This is a genomic window from Streptomyces sp. NPDC107559 (assembly GCF_055657365.1).
The window spans coordinates 21538-48044 of the sequence record NZ_JBVKBD010000025.1; the positions used below are offsets into that span (position 1 = coordinate 21538).

Genomic DNA, 26507 nt, shown 5'->3' on the forward strand with positions numbered 1-26507 from the left:
CCCGGCCGGTTCTGGCGTCCGTACCGGGACCGGCCGGTTCTGGCGTCCGTACCGGGACCGGCCGGTTCTGGCGTCCGTACCGGGACCGGCCGGTTCTGGCGTCCGTACCGGGACCGGCCGGTTCCGCCGTCCGTACGGGGGCCGGGAGCTCTTATGCGCGTGTAACCGGCGACCCAGCACACTGGGCGCCATGCGTGTACTGCTGGCCGAGGACCACCGGGAACTGGCCGAGACCGTGGCCGCCGGGCTGCGCCGGGAGGGCATGGCCGTCGACCTCGCGCTCGACGGTTCGACCGCCCTGGAGCGTGCCGAGGTCAACGGCTACGACGTCGTCGTGCTCGACCGGGACCTGCCCGTGGTCCACGGCGACCAGGTGTGCCGGACGCTGGCGGCCGGCGGCGGACGGGCCCGGGTCCTGATGCTCACCGCGTCCGGCACCGTGGCCGACCGGGTCGCCGGGCTCGGACTCGGCGCCGACGACTATCTGCCCAAGCCGTTCGCCTTCGCCGAACTGGTCGCCCGGATCCGGGCGTTGGCCCGCCGTGCGCAGCCCGCCCTGCCGCCGGTGCTGGTCCGCGGCGAACTGCGGGTCGACCCGGCCCGGCGCGAGGCGAGCCGGGCCGGGTTCCGGCTGCCGCTCAGCCCCAAGGAGTTCGCCGTGCTCGAACTGCTGCTCTGCGCGCAGGGCGCGGCCGTGTCCACCGAGGAACTCCTGGAGCGGGCCTGGGACGAGGCCGCCGACCCCTTCAGCCAGACCGTCAAGGTGACCGTCAGCAGACTGCGCCGCAAGCTGGGGGAGCCACCGCTGATCGAGACGGTGGACCGGGCCGGGTACCGCATCCGATGACCGGCTCCGCCCAGTGGTTCGCGCGCAGCATCCGGTGGCGTCTGACGCTCCTCTACAGTGCGCTGTTCGTGGTGGCCGGCGCGCTGCTGCTGGCCTTCGTCTACTTCCTCGCCGCCCACTCCGAGTCCGGCGCCAGGACGGTCACCTCCGTGCAGGGCCCCGGCATCTCGGGCAGCGCCCTCGGCCCGGCGGCCCCGGGGGCTCCGGCGGCGACCATCAGCGCCGTCGCCGAGATCCTGCACGAGGGCCAGCTGCACGACCTCCTCGTCGAGGGTGCTGTCGCGCTCGCCGTGATGGCGCTGGCCTCGCTCGCGCTCGGCTGGCTGATGGCCGGCCGGGTGCTGGCTCCGCTGCGGACCATGACGGCCGCCGCCCGCCGGATCTCCGCCGACAACCTGCACGAGCGGCTCGCCGTACCCGGGCCCGACGACGAGCTGAAGGCCGTGGCGGACACCTTCGACGACGTACTCGCCCGGCTGGAGGGCGCGTTCGAGGCGCAGCGGCAGTTCGTCGCCAACGCCTCGCACGAACTGCGCACCCCGCTCACCCTCCAGCAGACCATCGTCGACGTGACCCTCGCCGACCCCGACGCCCGCGCCCCTGAGTTGCGGGCGGCGCTGCTGCGGGTGCGGGCGGCCGGGCAGGAGCAGGAACGGCTGATCGAGGCGCTGTTGACGCTGGCCCGCAGTCAGCGGGGCCTGGAACGACGGGAGTTCGTGGACCTGGCGGCGATCGTGCGGGAGCATCTGCCGCGCTCGGGCCCGCGCGTCGAGGCCCGTATCGAGGCCGCCCCCGTGCTCGGTGACCCGCAACTCGTCGAGCGGCTCGTGGTCAACCTCACCGAGAACGCCGTACGCCACAACCTTCCGGCGGGCGAGGGGGGTTGGGTCAGCGTGTGGACGGGGGTGGACGCGGCCGGCCGGGCCGGGCTGCGGATCGAGAACAGTGGTCCGGTGATCCCGGCCGACCGGGCCGAGGGACTGTTCCAGCCCTTCCGCCGGCTCGGTCCGGAGCGCGTCCACAGCCGGGACGGGCTGGGCCTCGGCCTGTCCATCGTGGCGGCCGTGGTCGGCGCGCACGGCGGCCGGGTGCTGGCCAGGACCCGGCCCCCGGGAGGTCTGGTGGTCGAGGTCGGCCTGCCCCGCTTTCCCGGTGCCCAGCCCGTCGCCGCGATCGGGCCGGGGGTGGCGGCGGCCCGCAGGGTCCGCTGACCGCCCGGCCCGGACGTGCGGGACGACCTGCGGCGTACTTGGTCGACAAGGTGTCGGGGCCGGGCCGCCGAGCTCGACGCAGCGTCGATTGTCCGGCCGTGCACGGGACGGGCATGCTGTCCCGCATGTCCCCCATGTCGCTGTCCCGCAGCACCTCGCCCGTCGCCCGTCGGACCCTCCTGCGCGCGCTGGGCGGCGGTGCGCTGCTGGGCGGACTCGCCGGCTGCGGTGTGCCCGCCGCGTACGTGGCGCCCGGCGACCGGGCGGCCGCCGACCGCTCCGCCTCCGACAAGAGACTGACCTGGGCGAACTGGCCGCTGTACATCGACACGGACGACGACGACACGACGCGGCGGCCCACGCTGGAGGCCTTCGGCAAGCACACGGGGATCTCCGTCGACTACGTCGAGGAGATCAACGACAACGACGAGTTCTTCGGGAAGATCAGCCCCGCGCTGATGAACCATCAGCCGACCGGCCGCGATCTGATCGTCGTCAGCGACTGGATGTGCGCGCGGTTCGTCCGGCTGGGCTGGGTGCAGAAGATGGACCGGGCCCGCCAGCCCCGGGTGGCGGAGCACCTCGACCCGCTGCTGCGCTCACCCGCCTTCGACCCCGGCCGCAGGTTCACGGTGCCGTGGCAGTCCGGCATCACCGGTATCGCGTACGACCGCCGCAGGCTGGGCCGGGAGATACGCCAGGTCTCCGACCTGTGGGCGGACGATCTGAAGGGCCGGGTCACCCTGCTGTCCGGACTCGACGAGTCGTTCGCGCTGTTGATGCAGGGCAACGGGGTCGACGTCACCCGCTGGACGGCCGACGACTTCCACACCGTCTGCGACCAGGTCGAGAAGTACGTCCACCAGGGCCGGATACGGCGCTTCACCGGCAACGACTACACCAAGGACCTGGTCAGCGGGGACGTGCTGGCCTGCCAGGCGTACTCGGGCGACGTCATCCAGCTCCAGGCCGACAACCCCGACATCCGCTTCGTCGTCCCCGAGTCGGGCGCCGAACTGTGGTCGGACTCCCTGATGATCCCCGACCTGGCCCGGCACAAGGCGAACGCCGAGCGGCTGATCGACTTCTACTACGATCCCGAGGTCGCCGCGGAGCTCGCGGCCTGGGTGAACTACGTCTGCCCGGTCCCGGCGGCCCAGGCCGTCCTGGCCGCCTCCGACGACGAGGACACCGCCGCCCTCGCGGAGAACCCGCTGATCTTCCCCGACGCGACCATGCGCGAGCGGCTCGCGATCGCCCGGGACATCACCTCCGCGGAGCGCGTGGAGTTCGCCAAGCGGTGGAACACGATCGTCGGCCTGTGACGGCGCCGGCCGCGGGGCCCTCGGCCGTGGAGTCCTCGGCCGTGGAGTCCTCGGCTGTGGAGTCCTCGCCCGTCGAGTCCTCGAACGCGGAGTCCTCGGGCGCGCAGTCCTAACGACCCGCCAGGTCCAGGGGGTGGGCGGCCGGGCCCGGGCGGGTGCGTGCCTGGGGCGGGTCGAGCGTGCCGTGTCCGGCCGTGCAGACGACCACGGCCTCCACCGGCCCGCCGCACTCGCGGTGCACGACCTCCAGGGGGCTCCCCTCCGGGTCGGCCGCATGGCGGTCGCCCCACTGCTTCAGGGCGATCATCGCGGGCCACAGCTCCCAGCCCTTGCGGGTGAGCCGGTACTCGTGGCGGGTGCGGCTGCCGGGCTCGCTGTAGGGGACGGTGTGCATGATCCCCGCGGCGACCAGCTTCCGCAGCCGGTCGGCCAGCACGCTCTCGGACAGACCGACGTGCCGGCGGAAGTCGTCGAAGCGCCGCACGCCGTTCATGGCGTCCCTGAGGACCAGCAGCGACCACTTCTCGCCGACCAGGTCGAGGGTCCGCTGGAGCGTGCAGTTGTCGGTGCTCGTCTCAAGCCACGTCATACGGCCATCGTAGGCAGACTTCGAGATTGACATCCAGAGAGGGGATTCTCGAACAACGCTTTTGAACATGTTCAATAAAGGCGTACGCTCTGGCCATGAGCGACAGAGCCGCCCTGGTGAAGGGCATTCGCGTGTGGCTGGTCATCTTCGTCGTCTGCCTGGTGCTCAGCGGCGCCACGGCCTTTCCCCTGGTGCACGAGCTCCGCTGGACCGAGGACCTGTTGCGGGCCCTGTCCGTGCCGGAGCACCTGCCCGCCCTGATGAGCTGGATCGAGCGGGTGCGGACCGGGCTGGACACCGCCGACGCCGAGTACCCCTTCCTGCTGTACGGCACGGACTGGCTGGCGTTCGCGCACCTCGTCATCGCGGTCGCCTTCTACGGCCCGTACCGCGACCCCGTACGCAACATCTGGGTCGTGGAGTTCGGGATGATCGCCTGCGCCGGGATCATCCCGCTCGCGCTGATCTGTGGCCCGGTGCGGGGGATCCCCTTCTGGTGGACGGTCGTCGACATGTCCTTCGGGGTGTTCGGCGTGATCCCGCTGTACGTCGTGCGCAGGCGGATCAAGCTCCTGGAAGCACTGACCCCCGCTCCCGCCCCCGTGCCGGCTACTTGAGCGCGGCCAGGGCGATCCGCAGGGACACCGGGTTCATCTCCTCGCCCTTGGCGTCCGTCGAGCCGACCGAGTAGACCACGGTCCGGCTCAGGTCGCGGGTCGCGGCGACGACCGTGCTGTAGCCGTACCGGGCACCGGACTTGAGCCAGTACTCCCGCCCCTGGTACTCGAACCGCTGGAGCCCGGCGCTGTACGAGGCACCCGGGACGCCGGACGGGACCGTGAACATCTCCGCCAGCTGCGGGCCGGGCACGATCCGGCCCCGGAACAGCGAGGTGATCAGCCGCTCCAGATCGGCGGTCGTGGAGATCATGTCCCCGGCCGCCCAGCGGTCCGCCTGGTTCCACTCCGTCACGTCGACGAACTCCGTCGTCCCGTCGGCCCGCCGCACCGCCTGGTAACCGTGGTTGTGCGGGCCGCGGATCCGGGGGTCGGTGCCGGGGAAGTACGTGTCCCGCATACCGGCGGGGCGCAGTACGAGCCGGGTGGCCTCCGAGGCGTACGAGTGTCCCGTCACCTTCTCGACCAGCAGGCCGAGCACCGTGTAGTTGATGTTGAGGTAGTCCTGTCCGTGCCCGGGGCGGAACTCCGGCCCCTTGGCCACCGCCGACCGCACGACCTGCCGTGGGGTCAGGGTGTCGAAGCGGTGCGCGTACTGCTCCTCGAAGGAGTCCCCCCAGCCGTCGCCCGCCCGGATGCCACTGGTGTGGTTCAGCAACTGCCGTACGGTGATCGGCTCGAAGGCGGAGGTGAACAGGCCGGGCAGATAGTGCTGGACGGGCGCGCCCAGGTCGATCCGGCCCTGCGCGGCCAGCTTCAGCACGACCGCCGCCGTCACCACCTTCGTCGTCGAACCGGCCCGGAAGCGGGCGTCCGGGTCCGCCGCCCGGCCGCTCGCCAGGTCGTGCACGCCCGCGCTGCCGCGCCAGGCGCCGTCGGTACCGCCGATCCGGACCAGCGCGGCGGTGGCGTCCGCGTCCGGCAGACCCGCGATCGCGGCGCGCAGTGCCTCGGCGTCCGGGCCGGGCGTGGCCTCGGCGGCGGACGCCCGGGTGGCCGGTGCCGGGGCGGCGAACGCCGGGGCGGCCAGCGGGCCGGCCGTCAGCGCGAGGACGACGGAGGCGGCGAGGGCGATGGTGCGGCGGTGAGCGCGCATCGGATGCTCCTGAGGAGGTCGAGGCCGGATCTGCGAGCGGTTCGCGATCATCCTCGTGCCGTGCGCGGGCCGCCGGATCGTCGTCGGGGAGGGCGTCCGCCCCTGGTTCGACCCGGTCGATTCACCTGCCGTGTAAGGGACTTGTCCGGGTGGATCCCCCTAGGGGACGGGCCGGGAGGCGGCGTGGGGGTGGTCCCGGCCGTCCCGTTGTTCCACGCCGTCCCGCAGCACACGGAGCGCGTCGATGCGGTTGGTGGTGATGGAGTCGACGCCCAGGTCGATCAGACGGCGCATCGAGCGGCGGGTGTCGGGGGTCCAGACGGAGAGCAGCCGGCCGCCGTGGTGGACCCGGGCGGCGAGCTCACGATCCACCAGGGTGAATCGGTAGTTGAGCCACCGCGGGCGTACGACGTCCAGCAGCGCGGGCCGCGGCGGCGCGAGGGAGGTCCAGGTCAGGGCGATCTCGGCGGCCTGGTCGGCGGCTCTGACGGCGAGCATCGCCTCGGCGTCCGCGCAGTAGTAGGCGCGGTCGCGCGCACCGCACCCACGCACGACGTCCAGGACAGCCTCGGCCGAGCGGCGGCCGCTCAGGCCCGGCAGGTCGATCATCACCCGCAGTCCGTCCGTCGCGGCCAGCGCCTCCGCGAGCGTCGGCACCCCGCCCGCGGTCAGTGCCCGCACCTCGTCCGCGGTCAGGGAGCGAAGCGGCCGGTCGTGTCCCCACAGCCGCTTCAGCGTCTCGTCGTGCAGCAGCACGGGGACGCCGTCGCGGGTGAGCCGTACGTCGAACTCCACCGCGTCCGCGCCCTGTTGGAGCGCGGAACGCAGCGAGTCGACCGTGTTCTCACGGAAGCGGTAGGGGTCGCCGCGGTGGGCCACGGCGGTCAGGGTCTGCATGGACCCCATTGTGCGCGAGTCAGCGCGCGAGCCACGCCGAGGTGTGGGCGTCGATCTCGGCGGCGATCCGGGCCTTGCCCGCCGCGTCCAGGAAGGACGCCTCGACGGCGTTCTTCGCCAGGTCGGCCACACCCCGCTCGTCGAGGTCGAGCAGCCGCGCGGCCACGGCGTACTCGTTGTTGAGGTCGGTGCCGAACATCGGCGGGTCGTCGGAGTTGATGGTGACCAGGACCCCGGCCCGGGTGAACTCCTTGATCGGGTGCTCGTCCAGCGTGCGGACCGCGCGGGTGGCGATGTTGGAGGTCGGGCACACCTCCAGCGCGATGCGGTGCTCGGCGAGATGGGCCAGCAGCCGGGGGTCCTGGGCGGAGCTGGTGCCGTGGCCGATGCGCTCGGCGCCCAGGTGGTTCAGGGCGTCCCACACCGTCTCGGGCCCGGTGGTCTCACCGGCGTGCGGTACGGAGTGCAGCCCGGCCGCGATCGCCTGGTCGAAGAAGGGCTTGAACTGCGGCCTCGGTACACCGATCTCCGGTCCGCCGAGCCCGAAGGACACCAGGCCCTCGGGCCGCAGCCGGTCGTCGGTGGCCAGCCGTACCGTCTCCTCGGCCGACTCCAGCCCCGCCTCGCCGGGGATGTCGAAGCACCAGCGCAGCACGGTCCCGAACTCGGCCTCGGCCGCCTTGCGGGCGTCCTCGATCGCGTCCATGAAGGCGGCCTCGTCGATACCGCGGCGGGTCGAGGAGAACGGGGTGATGGTCAGCTCGGCGTAGCGCACCTGCTGCCGGGCCAGGTCCCGGGCCACCTCGTAGGTCAGCAGCCGGACGTCCTCCGGGGTGCGGATCAGGTCGACGACGGACAGGTACACGTCGATGAAGTGGGCGAAGTCCGTGAACGTGAAGTAGTCGGCCAGGGCCTCGGGGTCGGTGGGGACCTTGGAGTCGGGGTGCCGGGCGGCGAGTTCGGAGACGATCCGGGGCGAGGCGGAACCGACGTGGTGCACGTGCAGCTCGGCCTTGGGCAGTCCGGCGATGAAGGCGTGCAGGTCGTGCGGGGCACGCGGGTCGCGTCCGGCGTCGGTGCGGATGGTCATGGGGTCCTCCCCGGGGCGGGCGTCCCGGACGCTGTGGCGCCGGGCGGGACGCGGGTGATCGGCTGATCGATGACTCGGGGATCATCGTAGGCCGGGCCCCCGCCGCGAGAGCGTGGGCCTTAGCATGACGGCACGTACAACAGAGGGGATCCCGCGCATGTCCGACGACGCGTCGACGCCGGAGACAGCGGAGAACGCGGCCGCACACGGCCCGGTTCCGGCCGGTGGCCCGGTTCCCCCGGTGTCCCTCGGCAAGCGGGCGGCGGACGGGCCGGTGGACGGGGTGCCCGCGGACGCCGCGCCGACGGACGGGGCGCCCACGGCTCCCGGGACCGCGGAAGCCGCCGGGACCGGTGCGGCGAACCCCTGGGCACCGCCGACGGCCCCGGCCGCGGGCGACGGACCCGGCCACACCGTCGCGACGCCCACCTGGCCCGCTCCCGCCCCGCCGGCCGGCCACGACCGGCAGACGGCCGTGACCATGCCCGACGCGGGCAACGTCACGGTGCCCGGCGCGCCGTTCGGCGGCCCGGGCGGAACGCACCCCGCAGTGCCCGGCGCCGGGACGGACCGGCAGTGGACCGGTCCGTTCGCCCCGCCCTCCCCGGCCGCTCCCTCCCCGGCCGGGCCCGGCGGTCCGGCCGGCGCCTATCCGCCGCCGTACCCCGGGGCGACGGCGGGCGGTCCGGCCGGTGCCCCCGGCAACCCCTTCGCACCTCCGGCCCAGGGCGGTGAGCCGGTCCCGCCGCCGCCCATCGCGCCGGACGGCCCCGGCCAGACGCCGTACGGCTACCCCGGCGGCTTCGGCTATCCGGCGCAGCCGGGCTACGGCGGCGCCCACGGACCGCAGGCCCCGGGCACTCCGGGCCTCCCCGGCTACTACGGCTGGCCCGGTATGCCGCCCATGGCGGACAACGGGATGGGCACCGCAGGTCTGGTGCTGGGCATCCTGTCGGCCATCGTGTTCTGCCTCTGGCCCATCGCCATCATCATGGGCGTCCTCGGACTGATCTTCGGCCTGATCGGCCGCAGGAAGGCCAACCGGGGCGAGGCCACGAACGGGGGCCAGGCCCTGGCCGGTGCCATCTGCGGTGGTGTGGGCATCTTCCTCGGCATCGGAATGATCGTCCTGATGTTCGTCGCCCCCTGATAACGCCCCCGATCCGCCCTTTGAGCCGGTCCCCTGATCCGGCTCTCTGGTCTCGCCCCCCATCCCGGCCGAGGCGGGGCGGGGGCCCTATGCCCTCGCGCCCGGTTCCGTGCTCCCCTGTGCCCGTATCCGATCCCGGGCCTCCATCAGCGCGAATCCCAGCAGGTTCGGCCCCCGCCACCGCCGCGGGTCCGCCGCCGCCTCGTCGTCCGCGGCGAGGCCGATGCCCCAGATCCGGTCGACCGGACTCGCCTCCACCAGGACCCGGTCGCCCGTGCCCAGCAGGAAGTGCCGCAGCCCGGGGTCGGAGCCGAACTTGTGGACGCTGCCCTCGACCACGATCCGGAACCGCTCGCGTTCCCACACCGTCTCGTCGAAGCCGCGCACCAGCCGCCCGGCCTTCTTCGCCTGTGCGGGGTGCCCGGCGGCCAGTACGAGCCGCTCCGCCTCCGGGTCGCCGAAGAGCCGTGCCTTGCCGGCCATCATCCAGTGCTCGGCGGTCGCGTAGGCGACGCCCTCGACCATGAACGGTGACGGCCACCACTGGCTCAGACAGCTCGCCCCGAGCCGGCCGTCGGGCCGGGGGCGGTGGCCCCAGAACCGCAGATATTTGATCCCCGCTCCCGCGTGGACCTCCCTGACCAGGGTCTCCCAAGAATCGATCTTCCCCATGCACGCGAGTCTGGCAGGTGCCACTGACACTCCGTCCTTCCTTTTCCGCGTCGACTCGACACCTGGTCGACAGATTCCGTCGCGTAACCAAAAGGCAACAACGGAATCACTTGTTGGAGTCCTTTTGCTCTGCCAGGATCGGCACTCAAATCGAGCTGGAGCTACGCCACCCGCCCCCCCGTACGACCGGTACGAGTGGGCCGACGGCGGAGGAGAGCGACATGCAGAACCCGGGCACAGCCAACGCCACCCCGGACCGGTTTCCCGCCCAGGAACGCCTGGCGGACGGTGCGCAGTTCATCGCCGGCCGTCTGACCAAGGGCACCTCCGGTCGCACCCACGCGGTCGTCGACCCCGCCACCGGTGAGGAGGTCTACACCTTCGAACTGGCCGGACCCGACGACGTGGACGCGGCCGTCGCCGCCGCGCGCGAGGCGTTCCCCGGCTGGTCCGGTGCCACGCCCGGCGAACGCTCCGAGGCGCTGCACCGCTTCGCCGCCGTGCTCGCCGAGCGCGCCGAGGACTTCGCGCGCGCCGAGTCGCTCCAGTGCGGCAAACCGCTCAAGCTGACCCGCGAGTTCGACGTCCCGGGGACCATCGACAACACGGCGTTCTTCGCCGGTGCCGCCCGGCATCTCCAGGGGCAGTCCGCGGGCGAGTACTCCGGCGACCACACGTCGTACGTCCGCCGTGAGGCGATCGGTGTGATCGGCTCCATCGCGCCCTGGAACTATCCGCTCCAGATGGCCGCCTGGAAGATCCTCCCGGCGATCGCCGCGGGCAACACCGTCGTGCTGAAGCCGGCCGAGCTCACCCCGCTGACCGCACTGCTCTTCGCCCAGGCGGCGACCGACGCCGGACTGCCGGACGGGGTCGTCAACATCGTCACCGGCACCGGCCTGGAGGCGGGCGAGCACCTCGTCGCGCACCCCGACGTGGCCATGACCTCCTTCACCGGTTCCACCGCCGTCGGCAAGCGGGTCGCCGAGATCGCGACCGCCACCGTCAAGCGGATCCACCTGGAGCTGGGCGGCAAGGCCCCCTTCGTCGTCTTCGACGACGCCGACCTCGAGGCCGCCGCCAACGGCGCCGTCGCGGGCGCGCTCATCAACACCGGCCAGGACTGCACGGCCGCCACGCGCGCGTACGTGCAGCGCCCGCTCTACGAGGCGTTCGTCGCGCGCACGGCCGAACTGATGGAGACCGTACGGCTCGGTGACCCGTTCGCCCCCGGCACCGACCTCGGTCCGCTGATCTCGCACGTCCAGCGCGACCGCGTCGCCGGATTCGTCGACCGGGCCCGCGCCTACGCGCGCGTGGTCACCGGCGGCGAGGCGCCCGCGGGGGACCTCGCGGACGGCGCGTACTATCGTCCCACCCTTGTCGCGGACGCCGTGCAGGACAGCGAGATCGTCCAGTCGGAGATCTTCGGTCCGGTACTGGTCGTTCTGCCGTTCGACAGTGATGATGAGGGCCTCCGGTTGGCCAACGACACCCCGTACGGCCTTGCCGCCTCCGCGTGGAGCCGGGACGTCTACCGGGCGAACCGGGCCACCCGTGAGATCAAGGCGGGCTGCGTGTGGGTCAACGACCACATTCCGATCATCAGTGAGATGCCGCACGGCGGATACAAGCAATCCGGCTTCGGCAAGGACATGTCCGCGTACTCGTTTGAGGAATACACCCAGGTCAAGCACGTCATGTTCGACAACACCGCGGTGGCCAGGAAGGACTGGCACCGCACCGTCTTCGGGGACCGGCCGTGACCGCCGCCCGGCGGTAGCCGGATGCGCGACGGCCGGACACCCGAGACGACCGGCCGTCGCCGAGTGAGAAACCAGGCCGCCTGACCCGCGGCCGCCCATCCTCCCGAAAGGGCACCACGCGCATGGAGCAGTACGAGCCCGACCGCCTGACCCCGGCCCAGACGGCCGCCATGCGGCGCAGCCTCCGCAACGGCAGGGCAGCCATGACCCGCCGTTCGCTGCTGCGCGCCTCCGCGGGCGGCGCGCTCGCGGTCGGCGGAATCGGGGCGCTGAGCGGCTGCGGGATCCCCGCGGCCGGCAAGACGCAGGGCGGCACCTCGGCAGAGGACCACTCGGCCACGGAGAAGACCCTCAACTTCTCCAACTGGACCGAGTACATCGACCTCGACGACAGCGGCAAGCACCACCCGACGCTGGAGACGTTCCTCAGGCGGACCGGAATCTCGGTGAAGTACACCGAGGACATCAACGACAACAACGAGTTCTTCGCGAAGATCAAGCCGCAGCTCGCCGCGGGCCAGGAAACCGGCCGCGACCTGATCGTCCTCACCGACTGGCTGGCCGCACGCGTGATCCGCCTGGGCTGGGTGCAGAAACTCGACCCGTCCCACCTGCCGCACGCCTACACCAACCTGTCGCCGCAGTTCCGCAACCCCGACTGGGACCCGGGACGCGCCTACTCGTACCCGTGGCAGGGCATCCCCACCATCGTCGCCTTCAACAAGAAGGCCCTCGACGGCATCGAGGTGAAGTCGGTCTCCGACCTCCTCGACAACCCCAAGCTCAAGGGCCGCGTCTCGTTCCTGTCCGAGATGCGCGACACCATGGGCATGACCCTGCTGGACATGGGCAAGGACCCGGCGAAGTTCACCGACGACGACTTCGACGCCGCCATAGCCCGGCTCCAGAAGGCCGTCGACAACGGCCAGATCCGCCGCTTCACCGGCAACGACTACACCTCCGACCTCACCAAGGGCGACATCGCGGCCTGTGTCGCCTGGGCCGGCGACATCGTCCAGCTCAAGAACGACAGCCCGGACGTCGACTTCGTCATCCCCGACAGCGGCTACATGACGTCGACCGACAACCTGCTGGTGCCCAACAAGGCGCGTCACAAGACGAACGCCGAGCGGCTGATCGACTTCTACTACGAGCCGGAGCAGGCCGCCGAGCTCGCCGCGTACATCAACTACGCGACGCCGGTCGAAGGCGTGAAGCCCTACCTTGCCAAGATCGACCAGGACGCGGCGAACAACCCGCTGATCGTCCCCGACAAGGACATGCAGGCCAGGTCCCACTCCTTCCGCGCGCTGAGCCAGAAGGAAGAGACGGCCTACGAAGAGAAGTTCGCGAAGCTCACAGGGGCGTGACGATGATGACGACAGAGAACAGCGGCGACGTCCGCCTCACCGGGATCAGCAAGACCTACGGCTCCTTCACCGCCGTGCACCCGCTCGACCTGACCGTGCCTCAGGGCTCCTTCTTCGCCCTGCTCGGCGCCTCGGGCTGCGGCAAGACCACCACCCTGCGCATGATCGCCGGTCTGGAGGAACCTTCCTCCGGCACCGTGCACCTCGGCGACGAGGAGGTGACGCACCTGCCGCCGTACAAGCGGCCGGTGAACACCGTCTTCCAGTCGTACGCCCTCTTCCCGCACCTGGACATCTTCGAGAACGTCGCCTTCGGCCTGCGCCGGCGCGGGATCAAGAGCGTCAAGAAGCAGGTCGAGGAGATGCTCGACCTCGTCCAGCTCGGCGAGCAGGCGCGCAAGAAACCCCACCAGCTCTCCGGCGGCCAGCAGCAGCGCGTCGCCGTGGCCCGCGCGCTGATCAACCACCCCAAGGTGCTGCTGCTCGACGAGCCGCTCGGCGCCCTCGACCTCAAGCTGCGCCGCCAGATGCAGCTGGAGCTCAAGCGCATCCAGACCGAGGTGGGCATCACCTTCGTCCACGTCACCCACGACCAGGAGGAGGCCATGACCATGGCCGACACGGTCGCGGTGATGAACGCGGGCCGGGTCGAGCAGCTCGGCTCGCCCGCCGACCTCTACGAGAACCCGCAGACGACGTTCGTCGCGAACTTCCTCGGCACCTCCAACCTCATCGAGGCCGAGGTCGACGCCAAGACCGGCGCCGAGATCGTCCTGAAGGCCGGCGGCGGCAGGCTCGTCCTGCCCGAGGCGCGCTGTTCCGCGCCCACGACGACCGGCGGCAAGGTGCTCGTCGGGGTCCGCCCGGAGAAGATCTCCCTCACCCACGCCGACGAGGCGGACAAGATACCCGACGGCCGCAACCGCGTCACCGGCAGGATCGCGCAGTCCAGCTTCATCGGGGTCTCCACGCAGTACGTGATCGACAGCCCCGTCTGCCCCGAGTTCGAGGTCTACGTCCAGAACATCGACCGCGACTCCCGGCTCGCGCCCGGTGCCGAGGTCGTCCTGCACTGGAGCCCGGAGCACACCTTCGGCCTCGACGCCGACCAGGACATCGACGCGGGCGTCGAGACGGCCGAGGAGGAGGCCGCCTGATGACCACCACCGTCACCGAGGCCGAAGCGCCACCCCTCGCGCCGCCGGCCGACCGGAAGCCGCCGAAGCAGCGGGGCCGCCTCGTCCCGTACTGGCTGCTGCTGCCCGGACTCCTGTGGCTCCTTGTCTTCTTCGCGCTGCCGATGATCTACCAGGGCTCCACCTCCGTGCAGACGGGCTCCCTGGAAGAGGGCTACAAGGTCACCTGGCACTTCGCGACCTACTGGGACGCGCTGAGCGAGTACTGGCCGCAGTTCCTGCGGTCGGTCTTCTACGCGGGCGCCGCCACCGTGCTGTGCCTGGTGCTGGGCTACCCGCTGGCGTACCTGATCGCCTTCCGCGCGGGCCGCTGGCGCAACCTGATCATGATCCTGGTGATCGCGCCGTTCTTCACCAGCTTCCTGATCCGCACCCTCGCCTGGAAGACGATCCTCGCGGACGGCGGCCCGGTCGTCGGCGCCCTGAACACGCTGCACGTCCTGGACGTCACCAGCTGGCTCGGCTGGACGGCCGGCGACCGCGTCCTGGCCACCCCGCTGGCGGTGGTGTGCGGTCTGACGTACAACTTCCTGCCGTTCATGATCCTGCCGCTCTACACCTCGCTGGAGCGCATCGACGGACGGCTGCACGAGGCGGCGGGCGACCTGTACGCCAGGCCGGTCACGACCTTCCGCAAGGTCACCTTCCCGCTGTCGATGCCCGGGGTGGTCTCCGGCACGCTGCTGACCTTCATCCCGGCGGCCGGCGACTACGTCAACGCCGAACTGCTCGGCTCCACCGACACCCGCATGATCGGAAACGTCATCCAGACGCAGTTCCTGCGCATTCTCGACTATCCGACGGCCGCGGCGCTGTCCTTCATCCTCATGGCCGCGATTCTCCTCATGGTCACTTTCTACATCCGCAGGTCCGGGACGGAGGATCTGGTCTAAATGCCCTTCGTCAACTGGCTCAAGCGCCATCTCGTGGTCATCGCGGGACTGCTGACGCTCTCCTATCTGCTGCTGCCGAACATCGTCGTCACGGTGTTCTCCTTCAACAAACCGAAGGGCCGCTTCAACTACCAGTGGCAGCAGTTCTCCACGGACGCCTGGAAGGATCCGTGCGGCGTCGCCGACATGTGCGGCTCGCTGTCGCTCAGCCTCCAGATCGCCTTCTGGGCGACGGTCGGCGCCACCGTCCTGGGCACGATGATCGCCTTCGCGCTGGTCCGCTACCGCTTCCGCGCCCGCGGCGCGGTGAACTCGCTGATCTTCCTGCCGATGGCGATGCCCGAGGTCGTCATGGCCGCCTCGCTGCTCACCCTGTTCCTCAACATGGGCGCCCAGCTGGGCTTCTGGACGATCCTGATCGCCCACATCATGTTCTGCCTCAGCTTCGTCGTCACCGCGGTCAAGGCGCGCGTGATGTCGATGGACCCGCGTCTGGAGCAGGCGGCCCAGGACCTCTACGCCGGACCGGTGCAGACGTTCCTGCGGGTCACCCTGCCCATCGCGGCCCCCGGAATCGCCGCCGGCGCGCTGCTGTCCTTCGCGCTCTCCTTCGACGATTTCATCATCACCAATTTCAACGCGGGTTCGACCGTCACGTTCCCCATGTTCGTCTGGGGTTCGGCACAGCGCGGCACGCCCGTCCAGATCAATGTCATCGGTACGGCCATGTTCCTGCTCGCCGTACTGTTCGTCCTGGTTTCCATGCTCATCGGAAACCGCCGCGGCAGGCAAAAGGCATGAGCCTTTCGCGGTAATCCCGTTTCGATAGACCCTTCGTAGGGAGTTGAAATCATGGCCCCAAGCGCCATGACCCGGTGGACAAAGTCTCTTTCCGAAGCACAGCCGGTCCCGTACTGGCTCGAAGACCCCGGCAAGCCCCACCCCGAGCCCGCGCTCACCGGCCCCGAGACCTGCGACCTGCTGGTCGTGGGCGGCGGCTACAGCGGACTGTGGACCGCGCTGATCGCCAAGGAACGCGATCCGCACCGTGACGTGGTGCTGCTGGAAGGCCGTGAGGTGGGCTGGGCCGCCTCGGGCCGCAACGGCGGTTTCTGTGCCGCCTCCCTCACGCACGGCCTGCCCAACGGCCTCACCCGCTGGCCGGACGAGATCCACAAGCTGGAGGAGCTGGGCGCCCGCAACCTCGACGAGATCGAGAAGGCGGTCGCCCGCTACTCCCTCGACTGCGACTTCGAGCGCACCGGCGAGATCGACGTCGCCACCGAGACGTACCAGGCGTGGGAGCTGCGCGACTGGTACACGGAACTGGAGCGCAAGGGCCTCGCCGACGGCATCGAGTTCCTGGACGCCGACGCCGTGCGCGAGCAGGTCGCCTCGCCGACCTTCCAGGCCGGTCTGTGGGACCGCCGGGGCGTGGCCATGGTCGACCCGGCCAAGCTGGCCTGGGGCCTGAAGAAGGCCTGCCTGGAGTCGGGCGTACGGATCTACGAGCACACCCCCGCCCTGACCCTGAAGCCGTACGGCGCCGGCATGGCCGTGGGCACCCCGTACGGCGAGGTCCGCGCCCGTCGGGTGGCACTGGGTACGAACATCTTCCCGAGCCTGGTCAAGCGGGTACGGGCGTACACCGTGCCGGTCTACGACTACGCCCTGATGACCGAGCCGCTGACCGACGCCCAGCTGGCGTCGGTCGGCTGGAAGAACCGGCAGGGCCTCGGGGACTCGGCGAACCAGTTCCACTACTTCCGGCTGTCGGCGGACAACCGGATCCTGTGGGGCGGCTACGACGCGATCTATCCGTACGGCGGCCGGGTGCGCGCCGAGTACGAGGACCGGCCGGAGACGTACGCCAAGCTCGCCGGGCACTTCTTCACCTGCTTCCCGCAGCTGGAGGGCGTCCGCTTCACCCACGCGTGGGGCGGCGCGATCGACACCTGCTCGCGCTTCTCGGCCTTCTTCGGCACGGCCCACCAGGGGAAGGTCGCCTATGCGGCCGGCTTCACGGGGCTGGGCGTCGGCGCGACCCGGTTCGGTGCCGACGTGATGCTGGACCTGCTGGCGGGCGAGCGGACCGAGCGCACGGAACTGGCGATGGTGCGCAGGAAGCCGCTGCCCTTCCCGCCGGAGCCGTTCGCCTGGACCGGGATCGCGCTCACCAAGTGGTCGCTGGCACGGGCCGACGCGCACGCCGGCCGGCGCAACCTGTGGCTGAAGACGATGGACCGGCTGGGCCTCGGCTTCGACAGCTGACCGGCGGCGTGCCCGTCACCGGGCGCAGGTCGGCCGACGGGTGTGACCGGGTTCACTCCTTCGAGGAGCCGCAACCCGCGTAATGCCGACGGGGGACCTCCCTCTCCCTCGTGACGCGACAGCGTCCACGAGACACGGGGAGGTCCTCTCATGACCGGCGCGAAGACGGCCGTCGACTGGCTGGCATCCGTCGCACCCGACCCCGAGGCCTGCCGCTTCGAGTGGGAGCGCAACCCCCGAGGGATCGCGTTGCTGCCGGCCGGCAAGGCCTGGGACGTACTGATCCTGCCGGGCGAGCTGGGCCTTCCGACGCTCGACGTGCTCACCCGCATCCTCGACCAGCCGGGTCCGGTGCTGGCCGACTTCGGCGACGCGCGCGTCGGCTTCCTGGTGCCGCCCGGCACCGCGGCCCGCTGGCTCGGCACCGGCATCCGTACGGTCGGCGCCGGAAGCTGGATCGTCGTGCCGTATCCGGGCAGATCCACCGGCAAGGTCCGCTGGCTGGTCCCGCCGGACGGCACCGGCACCGTCACCGACCCGGCCCTCCTGGAACTGGCGATGCACGAGGCGGCGGCGGGCCTGGCGATGGAGGAGGGCGGTTAGGGCCGCCGCCGGGGGGTGTTGTTCAGGGGAGTGTTCCCCGAGGACAGCCGGAGGAGAAGGCGCCACAGCGCGAAGAGCAGCACCGTGCCCAGGCACCAGCCGGCCACGACGTCCAGCGGCCAGTGGTAGCCGCGCCGGACCAGGCCGTAGCCGACGCCGAGCACCAGGACGAGGCAGCCGCCGAGCAGCGCGCGGCGGGCCGGGCCGGGGCGCAGCAGGGGCAGGAGCAGCAGGGTCGCGGCACCGTAGGCGACGGCGGCGGTGACGGTGTGGCCGGAGGGGTAGTAGCCGACCGCGGGCGGCACGGCCGGGGTGCCCGGGCGGGCGGTCCACTCCTTGAGCGGGACGACGACCGCCGGGACCAGGATCATCAGCGCGGCCGCGGCCAGCGGCGGCAGCCACCAGCGGGGCGCTCCCGCGGCCCGGCCCGCCCGGGCGGCGTACACCGCGACCAGGGCCAGGACGGGCACAGCGACCGGGACGCCGCCGAGGTCGGAGAGCAGCTCGCCGAGGCGGTCGGGACGGACCAGGGCGTGGCTGACCCGTTCGTCCACGCGCAGCAGCGGTCCGTCGGCGAGGACCTGCCAGGTGATGAGGGCGAACAGGAGCGCGGGTACCCCGGGCACGAGCAGCAGGAGCGGGCGTGGTCGCCGCCCGGTCGGCGCCGTCGCGGCGACGGGCGCTTTCGCGACAGCGGACGGTGTCGTCACGGTCGGCGGCGTCGCGACAGTGGGCGGTGTCGTCACGGTCGGCGGCGTCGCGACAGTGGGCGGTGTCGTGACGGTCGGCGGTGTCGTGACGGTGGGCGGTCCTGCGGCGGTCGGCGGCGCGGGACCGCACTCGGGCTGCGGGTCCGGGCGGGTCGGCATGGACTCCACCCTGCCAGGTTCGAGCCGGAGCACGGGAACACCGCGGCTCCCGGACGACGCGAACCGCCCCGTTCGCCGGGGCGAGCGGGGCGGTTCGGTGGCGCGGTGACAGAGTGCAGGTCGGCCGCCCCGGAACAAGGGGGGGTGGTTCCGAGGCGGCCGTCCGGATCGGCAGGCCGCGCGCCCCGGGGGGTCTGGGGCGGGCGACTGTCCGATCGGTGAGGAAATCCGGGGCCGGGACCCCGGTTGTGTGCGCGAGGGCACGACCAGGTCGAAGCTGGGGAGGCCTCGGACCTGAGGTCACCCGCAGTCCCCTGCGGGTGAGGGTGTATCTCTCATCTGGAGAGAACCTACGGCAGCGGATCCCCCCGGGACAGCCGGAACCGGGTCCTGCCATCCACCTCGCACACGTTCTTCACACGCTCTGCCGTTCATCCCTCAGACGTGCGGGAAGTGGGCTCAGATGCGCGCGAAGGCCTGCTCGATGATGTCGAGACCCTCGTTGAGCAGGTCCTCGCCGATGACCAGCGGGGGCAGGAAGCGAAGCACGTTGCCGTAGGTGCCACAGGTCAGGACCAGCAGGCCCTCCTGGTGGCAGGCCTTGGCCAGCGCGGCGGCCGCCTCCGGGTGCGGCTCCTTGGTGGCCCGGTCCTTGACCAGCTCGATGGCGATCATCGCGCCACGGCCACGGACGTCGCCGATGATGTCGAACTTCTCGGCCATGGCGGTCAGGCGCGCCTTCATGACGGCCTCGATGTTCTTCGCCTTGGCGTTGAGGTCGAGCTCCTTCATCGTCTCGATGGCGCCGAGCGCACCCGCGCAGGCCACCGGGTTGCCGCCGTAGGTGCCGCCCAGGCCGCCCGCGTGCGCGGCGTCCATGATCTCGGCGCGGCCGGTGACGGCGGCGAGCGGCAGACCGCCCGCGATGCCCTTGGCGGTGGTGATCAGGTCCGGGACGATGCCCTCGTCCTCGCACGCGAACCACTGACCGGTGCGGCAGAAGCCGGACTGGATCTCGTCCGCGACGAAGACGATGCCGTTGTCCTTGGCGAACTTGCTGATGGCAGGCAGGAAGCCCTTGGCCGGCTCGATGAAGCCGCCCTCGCCGAGCACCGGCTCGATGATGATCGCGGCGACGTTCTCCGCCCCGATCTGCTTGCTGATCATGTCGATGGCCTGGGCGGAGGCCTCGGCGCCGGCGTTCTCCGGGCCGGTCAGCCAGCGGTAGCCGTACGCCACCGGCACCCGGTAGACCTCGGGCGCGAAGGGGCCGAAGCCGTGCTTGTACGGCATGTTCTTGGCCGTGAGCGCCATCGTCAGGTTCGTCCGGCCGTGGTAGCCGTGGTCGAACACGACGACCGCCTGGCGCTTGGTGTAGGCGCGGGCGATCTTCACGGCGTTCTCGACGGCCTCGGCGCCGCTGTTGAACAGCGCGGACTTCTTGGCGTGGTCACCCGGGGTGAGCTCGGCCAGGGCCTCGGCGACCGCCACGTAACCCTCGTAGGGCGTGACCATGAAACAGGTGTGGGTGAAGTCGGCGAGCTGCGCGGAGGCGCGGCGCACCACGGCCTCGGCGGAGGCGCCGACCGAGGTCACGGCGATGCCGGAGCCGAAGTCGATGAGACGGTTGCCGTCGACGTCCTCGATGATGCCGCCGCCCGCGCGGGCGGTGAAGACCGGGAGCGTGGAACCCACGCCGGCCGCGACCGCGGCCAGACGGCGGGCCTGAAGCTCCTGCGACTTCGGGCCGGGGATGGCGGTGACGACGCGGCGCTCCTGCGGAAGTGCGGTCATGGGGGGCTCCCTGAAGATCTTGCGAAACCGGAGAATCCGGGCGGGCGTTTTCGGACGCTTACCTCTTTTCTCGCAGGCTAGGACGGGGAGGGTGGGGTGGGCATGCTCCATGTGGGCGTTTTCCGCGGCGCCGGTTGTCCGCCGTGGACATAGAAGGCTCCCGGGGCATTGCCGCGGTCCGGCCGGGTAAGCGGTGAACTCCCCTTGCGGGGGCGTTAGATTGACTCGCTGATGGTGGACGGAGCGGCTGGTCAGGGGGCAACGGCGATGGACAGCGACGGGACGCAGGACGCGCGGGGCACGCATGCGAATCCCGTGCCGCGCCCGGCGGGACCGACGGAGGTGCCGGCCGTCCCGGCCAGGCCCACGGTGCCGCCACCGCCCGCGCGCGCCCCCGAACCGGGCGCGCGGACCCGGCCGGCCGTCGCCGACTGGCTGGACGCGCCCCGCCCGGACGCCCGGCCCGGCATCTGGCGGCTCGGCTACCGGCTGCCCAAGGCGGCCCGGGCCGCGCAGCGACTGGCCCCGGTCACCGTCGTCGGCGTGCTGGTCCCGCTGGTCGTCGCACTGCTGCTGTGGTCCCTGTGGCGCCGCGGCACGCTGCCGTACCAGTGGGCGCTGCTGCGGCTGTTCACCCCGGACGACTGGTGGTGGGGCGGCACCCTCGCGTCCCCCAAGGGCATGGACGGCGCCGAGGCCAGGGTGGTCTACGACGGCGTCTTCTTCGCCGTGCTCGTGTACGCCATGGGCCGGCTGGGCAGCTGGGGGGACATCGTCCGGCACCTGGTCACCCGGCGCGAGCAGCCCGTGCGCGCCCTGCTCGCGGCCCTGGGCGCGCTGGTCACGCTGAGCTTCGTCTTCCCGGGCGCCTTCGGTGTCGGCTGGGACGCCCTGCCCGTCGTGGACCCTTTGTTCTCCCTCGTCGTCCTGATCACCGGCGGCTACGACGTCTTCACCTCGGCGCTGACCACGGACGCGCTCTACGCCCTGATCACCCTGCTCGTCCTGTGGCCCTTCGTCAGGATCGGCGGCTGGTGGCCGCTGCTGCGGACCCGGCTCGCGGCCCGCGGCGGCACCAAGGCGGGCGCGACCCCGCAGCCGGCCCCGGACGAGTCCCGGGCGACCTGGCCCGAACTGCGCGCCGCCGGGCAGCGCGAGGCGGCGGACCTCCTCACCGCCGAGGTGCAGGCAGGCCGGATGAACGACGTGGACTGCGCCCGGGTCGCGCACGCCTGGACCCAGGCCAGGAGCCTGGCGCGGCTCACGACCTTCACCGACGCCGTGCTGCGCCAGGGCGCCGCCGCCCTCACCCACCCCTCCGGCGCCCGGGACCTGCCCGGCCGCACCGCCCGGCACGACCTGCTCGCGGGACAGGTGCGCATCGGACGGTGGGCGAGCGGCGACCGCACCCCGGCGGCGTACGGCGGGGCGGGCGCGGCCCTCGGCCCGGAGACCCTCGGCACCTCGCTCCTCGTCGTCGGCCCTTCGGGGTCCGGCAAGACCCGGCACGTGATCGCTCCCGTGGTCGAGTCCCTCGCCCTCCAGGCCCTGACCGGCCGGTGCGCGGTGGTCGCCGTCTGCGCGGCCGGGACGCCGCTCGGCCCGGACTCGGCGTTCGACGTCGTGGTGCGCGTCGGCAACCCCGCCTCCGTCCACGACCTGGATCCCTACGCCGAGTCCGACGATCCCGACGAGGCCGCCGGCCTCCTCGCCGAGGCCCTGGCCGGCGACCTGGACACCGTCGGCGCCCAGCGGGCCGCCACGACGCTGGCCCAGCTGCTCGGACCGTACCGGGCGGCGTACGGCGCGTTTCCGACCCTGCCCGTGCTGCGGGAACTGCTGGAGGGCGAGCCGACGGCGCTGGCGGCCCTGCGCGAGGCGCTGGCGGGCGAACGGCACCTCGCGATGCGCCGCGAGCTCGACGCCCGGCTCCGGCAGGCCGGCACCCCCGCCGACCCGGCCCCGGCCCTCGCCGACCGGCTCGCCCTGCTGGACCGGCCCGCCTTCGCCGACTTCTTCGGCGCGGGCGACGACACGATCCGCCCGTTCTCGCTGCGCGCGGTGGCCCACCATCCGCTGCGGGTCCGCGTCGACCTGCCCGAGCACGGGCACGAGGAGGCGGCCCGGCTGATCACCCGGCTCGTGCTGGCCCAGTTCGCCGCGGTCGTGCGCGACACCGGCCGGGCGCACTTCGCCGGGCTCGTCCTCGACGACGCGACCGGCGCGGTCACCGCCGGGTCCGTACGCCGTACGCAGGGGCTGCGCTCGCAGAACGCGGGCGTGGTGTTCGCGCTGCGCACCGTCGCCGACGTCCCCGAGGCCCTGCACGGGCCGCTGTACGGCGCGGTCGGCTGCCGGCTGGCCCTGTCCGGGGTGACGACCTGGGACGGCAGCAGGTTCGCCGCCGCCTGGGGCACCGAGTGGGTGGAGACGCGGGAGGTGGCCCAGCACACCGTCTTCGCGGACCAGCCGATGACCCGCGCCATCCACGCGCTGCGCAAGCTGGTCACGGGCAAGGCGGTGACCACGGAGGCGGTGACCGTGCGCAAGGTCGAACGGGAGCGCTGGTCGGCCTCCGAACTCGCGCACGGGGTGCCCCCGGGGCACGCGGTGCTGTCGCTCACCACCATCAAGGGCGATCACGCGCCGCCGCTGCTGGTGGATCTGGGGGACGGACGGGCGGCGCGGGGCCGCTGAGCCACATGTGTGAACGTACCGTCACACGATGACCGTACGGTGAGGCAGAATCGGCATAGGTTGTTCATACGCGGCGGCCAAAAGGCCGCGGTGACCACCGGAGCCGCCCGGACCCGTACGGACAGCGCCGGCCCGGACCCACAGACCTGAAGGCCTCATGCCCCCTACGCTCGCCTCGCTCGTCCACCACTCCGCACTCAAGCTGACCGTGCGGGCCGGGGAGGAGCGCCTGGACGTGCCGGTCCGGTGGGCGCACGTCAGCGAGCTCGCCGACCCCGTCCCGTACATGGAGGGCGGGGAGCTACTGCTGATCACCGCGCTGACCCTGGACGCGGAGGATCCGGAGGCGATGCTGCGGTACGTCAAGCGGCTCGTGGGCGCCGGGGTGGTGGGGCTCGGCTTCGCCGTCGGGGTCAACTACGACGACATCCCCAAGGCGCTGGTCGACGCGGCCGAGCAGGAGGGACTGCCGCTGCTGGAGGTGCCGCGCCGCACGCCGTTCCTGGCCATCAGCAAGGCGGTCTCCGCCGCGATCGCCGCCGACCAGTACCGGGCCGTGACCGCGGGCTTCGCCGCCCAGCGCGAACTGACCAGGCAGACCCTGAGCTCCGGCCCCGAGGGCCTGCTCGCCGCACTCGCCGCACAGGTCGACGGCTGGGCCGCGCTGTACGACGCCTCGGGCGCCGTCGTCGCCACCGCGCCGGAGTGGGCGCTGCGCCGGGCCGCGCGGCTCACCGCGGATGTCGAGCGGTTGCGCGAGCGGCCAGCCCCGGCCTCGTCGGTGGTCGGCGGCCCCGGCAACGAGGACCGCGTCGAACTCCACTCGCTCGGCACCGGCCGCCGCCCGCGGGCGGCGCTCGCCGTGGGCACGGCCGCCGCGCTCGGCACCGCCGAACGGTACGCAGTCCACTCGGCCATCGCGCTGCTCACCCTCACCACCGAGCGCTCCCGCTCGCTGCACGCGGCGGAGCAGCGGGTCGGCGCGGCCGTGCTGCGCATGCTCCTGGCCGGGGAGCCGGACCACGCCCGTGCCGTCGCCGGAGACCTCTACGGCGGGCTGCTCGACGCGCCCTTCCGGGTCATCGTCGCCGAGTCGGCGTCCGCCTCCGCCGCGCTCGCGCGCACGCACTCCGACCCGGTCGCGAGCGTGGCCGCCGCCAAGCCGTCGGCGGCCGCGCTGGTGGCCGCCGAGGCGGGCGGTGATCCGCTGGGCGGGCTGGCCGAGACCGCGGAGTCCGCCGCCGCGCGCGCCGGGGAGGCCGTCCTCGTCGTCCCGGAGGGGGAGCGGCTGGTGGTGCTGGCGGTGGACGGGGGCGCGGCCGTGGCGGCGTGCGGCGAGTACGCGACGGCGCTGGAGGCGGCGCGGGCCGCGGGGACGCGCGAGCAGACGTCGGGCGGTGAGGAGGACGAGCTCGTCGTGGGGCTGTCCGCGCCGGCCGGGCCGATCGCGGCCGGCGCGGCCTACAAGCAGGCCGAACAGGCACTGTCCGTGGCCCGGCGGCGCGGACGGGTCTTCGTCGAGCACGAGCAGCTGGCCGCGGGGTCCGTGGTCCCGCTGCTCGCCGACGACGCGGTGAAGGCGTTCGCGGACGGGCTGCTGCGGCCGCTGCACGAGCACGACGCGACCGGCCGCGGCGACCTCGTCGCCTCGCTCCGGGCCTGGCTGTCCCGGCACGGGCAGTGGGACGCGGCGGCGGCCGACCTGGGGGTGCACCGGCACACCCTGCGGTACCGGATGCGGCGGGTGGAGGAGATCCTCGGCCGGTCATTGGACGATCCGGACGTACGGATGGAGCTGTGGCTGGCCCTGAAGGCGACAGCGGCTCCGGAACCGGCCCCGCCCCGGCCCTGAGCCCACCCCCAGCCCGAGATGTCACCGGGCGCCGTGGAGGGTGCGGGGGCGACCGTGCCAAACCGTAGCGTCCCGGGCGGCCATCACTCCTGCACGGACAAACGCCCGCTCGCCCGTGCGGGCCTACCGTGGTGGAGGAAAGCCAAGAAAACCTCCAAGCGGAAGGGCCGGGAACTCGCACATGACTTCCACCTACGCCTTCTGGCTCGCCGGCCGCCAGGTCACCGGCGAGGACAGCTTCGACGTCACCTCCCCGTGGGACGGCCGGCTCGTCGGCAAGGTCAGCGTGCCGACGGACGCCCAGGTCGAGGAGGCGGTGGCCGCCGCGTACGCCGTACGGGACGAGTTCGCCGCCACCCCGGCCCATGTGCGCGCCGCCGCCCTCGACCACGTCAGCCGGCGTCTGGCCGAGCGGACCGAGGAGATCGCGCAGCTCATCTCCGCCGAGAACGGCAAGCCGATCAAGTGGGCCCGCGGCGAGGTCGGCCGCGCCGTCTCGGTGTTCCGGTTCGCCGCCGAGGAGGCCCGGCGCTTCAACGGCGGCGAGGCCCAGCGCCTCGACACCGACGCGGGCGGCCAGGGCCGTCTGGCCCTCACCCGGCGCTTCCCCAAGGGCGTCGTCCTCGGTATCGCGCCCTTCAACTTCCCGCTGAACCTGTGCGCCCACAAGGTCGCCCCGGCGATCGCGGCCGGCGCGCCCATCATCCTCAAGCCGGCGCCCGCCACCCCGCTCTCCGGCCTGATCATCGGCGACCTGCTCGCCGAGACCGAGCTGCCCGCGGGCTCCTGGTCGATCCTCCCGGTCGCCAACGACAAGATGCCCGCCCTGGTCCAGGACGAGCGCCTGCCCGTCATCTCCTTCACCGGTTCCGAGACGGTCGGCTACGCGATCATGGACTCGGTGCCGCGCAAGCACTGCACCCTGGAGCTGGGCGGCAACGGCGCGGCCGTCGTCCTCGGCGACTTCGCGAGCGACGCGGACCTGGACTGGGCCGCGACCCGGATCGCGACCTTCTCCAACTACCAGGGCGGTCAGTCCTGCATCTCCGTGCAGCGGGTCATCGTGGACTCCGCCGTCCACGACCGGCTGCTGCCGCGTATCGTCGCCGCCGTCGAGGCGCAGGTCACCGGTGACCCGAACGACGACAAGACGGACGTCGGCCCGCTGGTCAGCGAAGCCGCCGCCCAGCGTGTCGAGGCGTGGGTGAAGGAGGCCGTCGAGGCCGGCGCCACCCTGCTCACCGGTGGCGACCGCGACGGCGCCTCCTACGCGCCGACCGTGCTCACCGACGTCCCGGCCGACACCACCCTCGCCTGCGAGGAGGTCTTCGGACCGGTGCTCACCGTGCAGAAGGTGGACGGCGAGGCCGAGGCGTTCGCCTCCGTCAACTCCTCCAAGTACGGCCTCCAGGCGGGCGTGTTCACCCACGACCTCCAGGCCGCCTTCCGCGCCCACCGCGCCCTGGAGGTCGGCGGCGTCGTCATCGGCGACGTGCCCTCCTACCGTGCCGACCAGATGCCGTACGGCGGTGCCAAGCAGTCCGGCGTGGGCCGCGAGGGTGTGAAGTTCGCGATGGACGACTACACCTACGAGCGTGTCCTGGTGCTCACGGGCCTCGCCCTCTGACGCAGCACGCACCCA

The 26507-nt window shown here is 72.2% G+C and carries 21 protein-coding genes and 1 pseudogene; 15 read left to right on the forward strand and 7 right to left on the reverse strand.

The genetic code is table 11. The features are described 5' to 3' along the window. Positions 1–190: 190 nt before the first annotated feature. The 3 genes from ACZ7OY_RS40140 to ACZ7OY_RS40150 all read left to right on the forward strand — a co-directional run bounded on the left by ACZ7OY_RS40140 (position 191) and on the right by ACZ7OY_RS40150 (position 3383). Positions 191–847: a response regulator transcription factor gene (locus tag ACZ7OY_RS40140; RefSeq protein WP_152894259.1), complete on the forward strand. Its 657-nt coding sequence runs from the start codon at positions 191–193 to the stop codon at positions 845–847. Continuing rightward, positions 844–2058 (forward strand): HAMP domain-containing sensor histidine kinase, encoded by a 1215-nt coding sequence (locus tag ACZ7OY_RS40145; protein ID WP_472250498.1) that lies wholly within the window; start codon positions 844–846, stop codon positions 2056–2058. The genes ACZ7OY_RS40140 and ACZ7OY_RS40145 overlap by 4 nt, the downstream gene beginning before the upstream one ends. 134 nt (positions 2059–2192) lie before the next feature. Further along, positions 2193–3383, forward strand: a complete 1191-nt coding sequence (locus tag ACZ7OY_RS40150; RefSeq protein WP_472250548.1) for a polyamine ABC transporter substrate-binding protein — start codon at positions 2193–2195, stop codon at positions 3381–3383. A 109-nt stretch (positions 3384–3492) separates the two neighbouring features. Here ACZ7OY_RS40150 and ACZ7OY_RS40155 read toward each other — a convergent pair whose 3' ends face one another. Continuing rightward, positions 3493–3972 carry a winged helix-turn-helix transcriptional regulator gene (locus ACZ7OY_RS40155; RefSeq protein WP_472250499.1) on the reverse strand — a complete coding sequence of 160 codons (480 nt, stop codon included), beginning with the start codon at positions 3970–3972 and terminating at the stop codon, positions 3493–3495. A gap of 95 nt (positions 3973–4067) precedes the next feature. On the opposite strand from ACZ7OY_RS40155, the gene ACZ7OY_RS40160 reads away from it, so the two are divergent. Beyond that, entirely contained in the window at positions 4068–4589 is a 522-nt protein-coding gene (locus ACZ7OY_RS40160) for a hypothetical protein (RefSeq protein WP_472250500.1), read from the forward strand. Here the strand turns inward: ACZ7OY_RS40160 and ACZ7OY_RS40165 are convergent. From ACZ7OY_RS40165 to ACZ7OY_RS40175, 3 genes and pseudogenes are all read right to left on the reverse strand, one after another. After that, entirely contained in the window at positions 4582–5745 is a 1164-nt protein-coding gene (locus ACZ7OY_RS40165) for a serine hydrolase domain-containing protein (protein WP_472250501.1), read from the reverse strand. The genes ACZ7OY_RS40160 and ACZ7OY_RS40165 overlap by 8 nt on opposite strands. A gap of 159 nt (positions 5746–5904) precedes the next feature. Further along, positions 5905–6642: a glycerophosphodiester phosphodiesterase gene (locus ACZ7OY_RS40170; protein ID WP_472250502.1), complete on the reverse strand. Its 738-nt coding sequence runs from the start codon at positions 6640–6642 to the stop codon at positions 5905–5907. Positions 6643–6661: 19 nt separating this feature from the next. After that, positions 6662–7803: pseudogene (locus ACZ7OY_RS40175) on the reverse strand (adenosine deaminase). Positions 7804–7889: 86 nt separating this feature from the next. Between ACZ7OY_RS40175 and ACZ7OY_RS40180 the strand changes: the two are divergent. Continuing rightward, positions 7890–8882 (forward strand): hypothetical protein, encoded by a 993-nt coding sequence (locus tag ACZ7OY_RS40180; RefSeq protein WP_472250503.1) that lies wholly within the window; start codon positions 7890–7892, stop codon positions 8880–8882. 87 nt (positions 8883–8969) lie between these two features. On the opposite strand, the gene ACZ7OY_RS40185 is transcribed toward ACZ7OY_RS40180, so the two are convergent. Further along, on the reverse strand, positions 8970–9554 hold the full coding sequence (locus ACZ7OY_RS40185) for an NADAR family protein (protein WP_472250504.1): 585 nt from the start codon (positions 9552–9554) through the stop codon (positions 8970–8972). A 221-nt stretch (positions 9555–9775) separates the two neighbouring features. Between ACZ7OY_RS40185 and ACZ7OY_RS40190 the strand changes: the two genes are divergently transcribed. The 7 genes from ACZ7OY_RS40190 to ACZ7OY_RS40220 all read left to right on the forward strand — a co-directional run bounded on the left by ACZ7OY_RS40190 (position 9776) and on the right by ACZ7OY_RS40220 (position 17653). After that, positions 9776–11320 (forward strand): gamma-aminobutyraldehyde dehydrogenase, encoded by a 1545-nt coding sequence (locus tag ACZ7OY_RS40190; protein ID WP_472250505.1) that lies wholly within the window; start codon positions 9776–9778, stop codon positions 11318–11320. 122 nt (positions 11321–11442) lie between these two features. Next, positions 11443–12690 (forward strand): ABC transporter substrate-binding protein, encoded by a 1248-nt coding sequence (locus ACZ7OY_RS40195; RefSeq protein ID WP_472250506.1) that lies wholly within the window; start codon positions 11443–11445, stop codon positions 12688–12690. 5 nt (positions 12691–12695) lie between these two features. Next, the gene (locus tag ACZ7OY_RS40200; RefSeq protein WP_472250549.1) at positions 12696–13847 is read left to right on the forward strand and encodes an ABC transporter ATP-binding protein; all 1152 of its coding nucleotides are present in this window, start codon (positions 12696–12698) and stop codon (positions 13845–13847) included. After that, positions 13847–14779, forward strand: a complete 933-nt coding sequence (locus ACZ7OY_RS40205) for an ABC transporter permease (protein ID WP_472250507.1) — start codon at positions 13847–13849, stop codon at positions 14777–14779. The genes ACZ7OY_RS40200 and ACZ7OY_RS40205 overlap by 1 nt, the downstream gene beginning before the upstream one ends. Then, on the forward strand, positions 14780–15580 hold the full coding sequence (locus tag ACZ7OY_RS40210; RefSeq protein WP_152892724.1) for an ABC transporter permease: 801 nt from the start codon (positions 14780–14782) through the stop codon (positions 15578–15580). 51 nt (positions 15581–15631) lie between these two features. Beyond that, a complete protein-coding gene (locus ACZ7OY_RS40215) occupies positions 15632–17050 on the forward strand; it encodes an NAD(P)/FAD-dependent oxidoreductase (protein ID WP_472250508.1) in 1419 nt (472 codons plus the stop codon). Positions 17051–17200: 150 nt separating this feature from the next. Then, positions 17201–17653 carry a bifunctional DNA primase/polymerase gene (locus tag ACZ7OY_RS40220; RefSeq protein ID WP_472250509.1) on the forward strand — a complete coding sequence of 151 codons (453 nt, stop codon included), beginning with the start codon at positions 17201–17203 and terminating at the stop codon, positions 17651–17653. Here ACZ7OY_RS40220 and ACZ7OY_RS40225 read toward each other — a convergent pair. Together ACZ7OY_RS40225 and gabT are read right to left on the reverse strand one after the other, a co-directional pair. Continuing rightward, complete coding sequence (locus ACZ7OY_RS40225) at positions 17650–18522, reverse strand: phosphatase PAP2 family protein (protein WP_472250510.1); 873 nt, start codon at positions 18520–18522, stop codon at positions 17650–17652. The genes ACZ7OY_RS40220 and ACZ7OY_RS40225 overlap by 4 nt on opposite strands. Before the next feature lie 459 nt (positions 18523–18981). Continuing rightward, positions 18982–20316, reverse strand: coding sequence for a 4-aminobutyrate--2-oxoglutarate transaminase (gene gabT, locus ACZ7OY_RS40230; RefSeq protein ID WP_472250511.1), 1335 nt, complete (start codon positions 20314–20316; stop codon positions 18982–18984). 267 nt (positions 20317–20583) lie between these two features. Here gabT and ACZ7OY_RS40235 point away from each other — a divergent pair, with 267 nt between their 5' ends. From ACZ7OY_RS40235 to ACZ7OY_RS40245, 3 genes are all read left to right on the forward strand, one after another. Then, complete coding sequence (locus ACZ7OY_RS40235; protein ID WP_472250512.1) at positions 20584–23013, forward strand: ATP/GTP-binding protein; 2430 nt, start codon at positions 20584–20586, stop codon at positions 23011–23013. Between the two features lie 157 nt (positions 23014–23170). Beyond that, complete coding sequence (locus ACZ7OY_RS40240) at positions 23171–24865, forward strand: PucR family transcriptional regulator (RefSeq protein WP_472250513.1); 1695 nt, start codon at positions 23171–23173, stop codon at positions 24863–24865. 181 nt (positions 24866–25046) lie between these two features. Next, positions 25047–26492 carry an aldehyde dehydrogenase family protein gene (locus ACZ7OY_RS40245; protein ID WP_472250514.1) on the forward strand — a complete coding sequence of 482 codons (1446 nt, stop codon included), beginning with the start codon at positions 25047–25049 and terminating at the stop codon, positions 26490–26492. Positions 26493–26507: the final 15 nt, after the last annotated feature.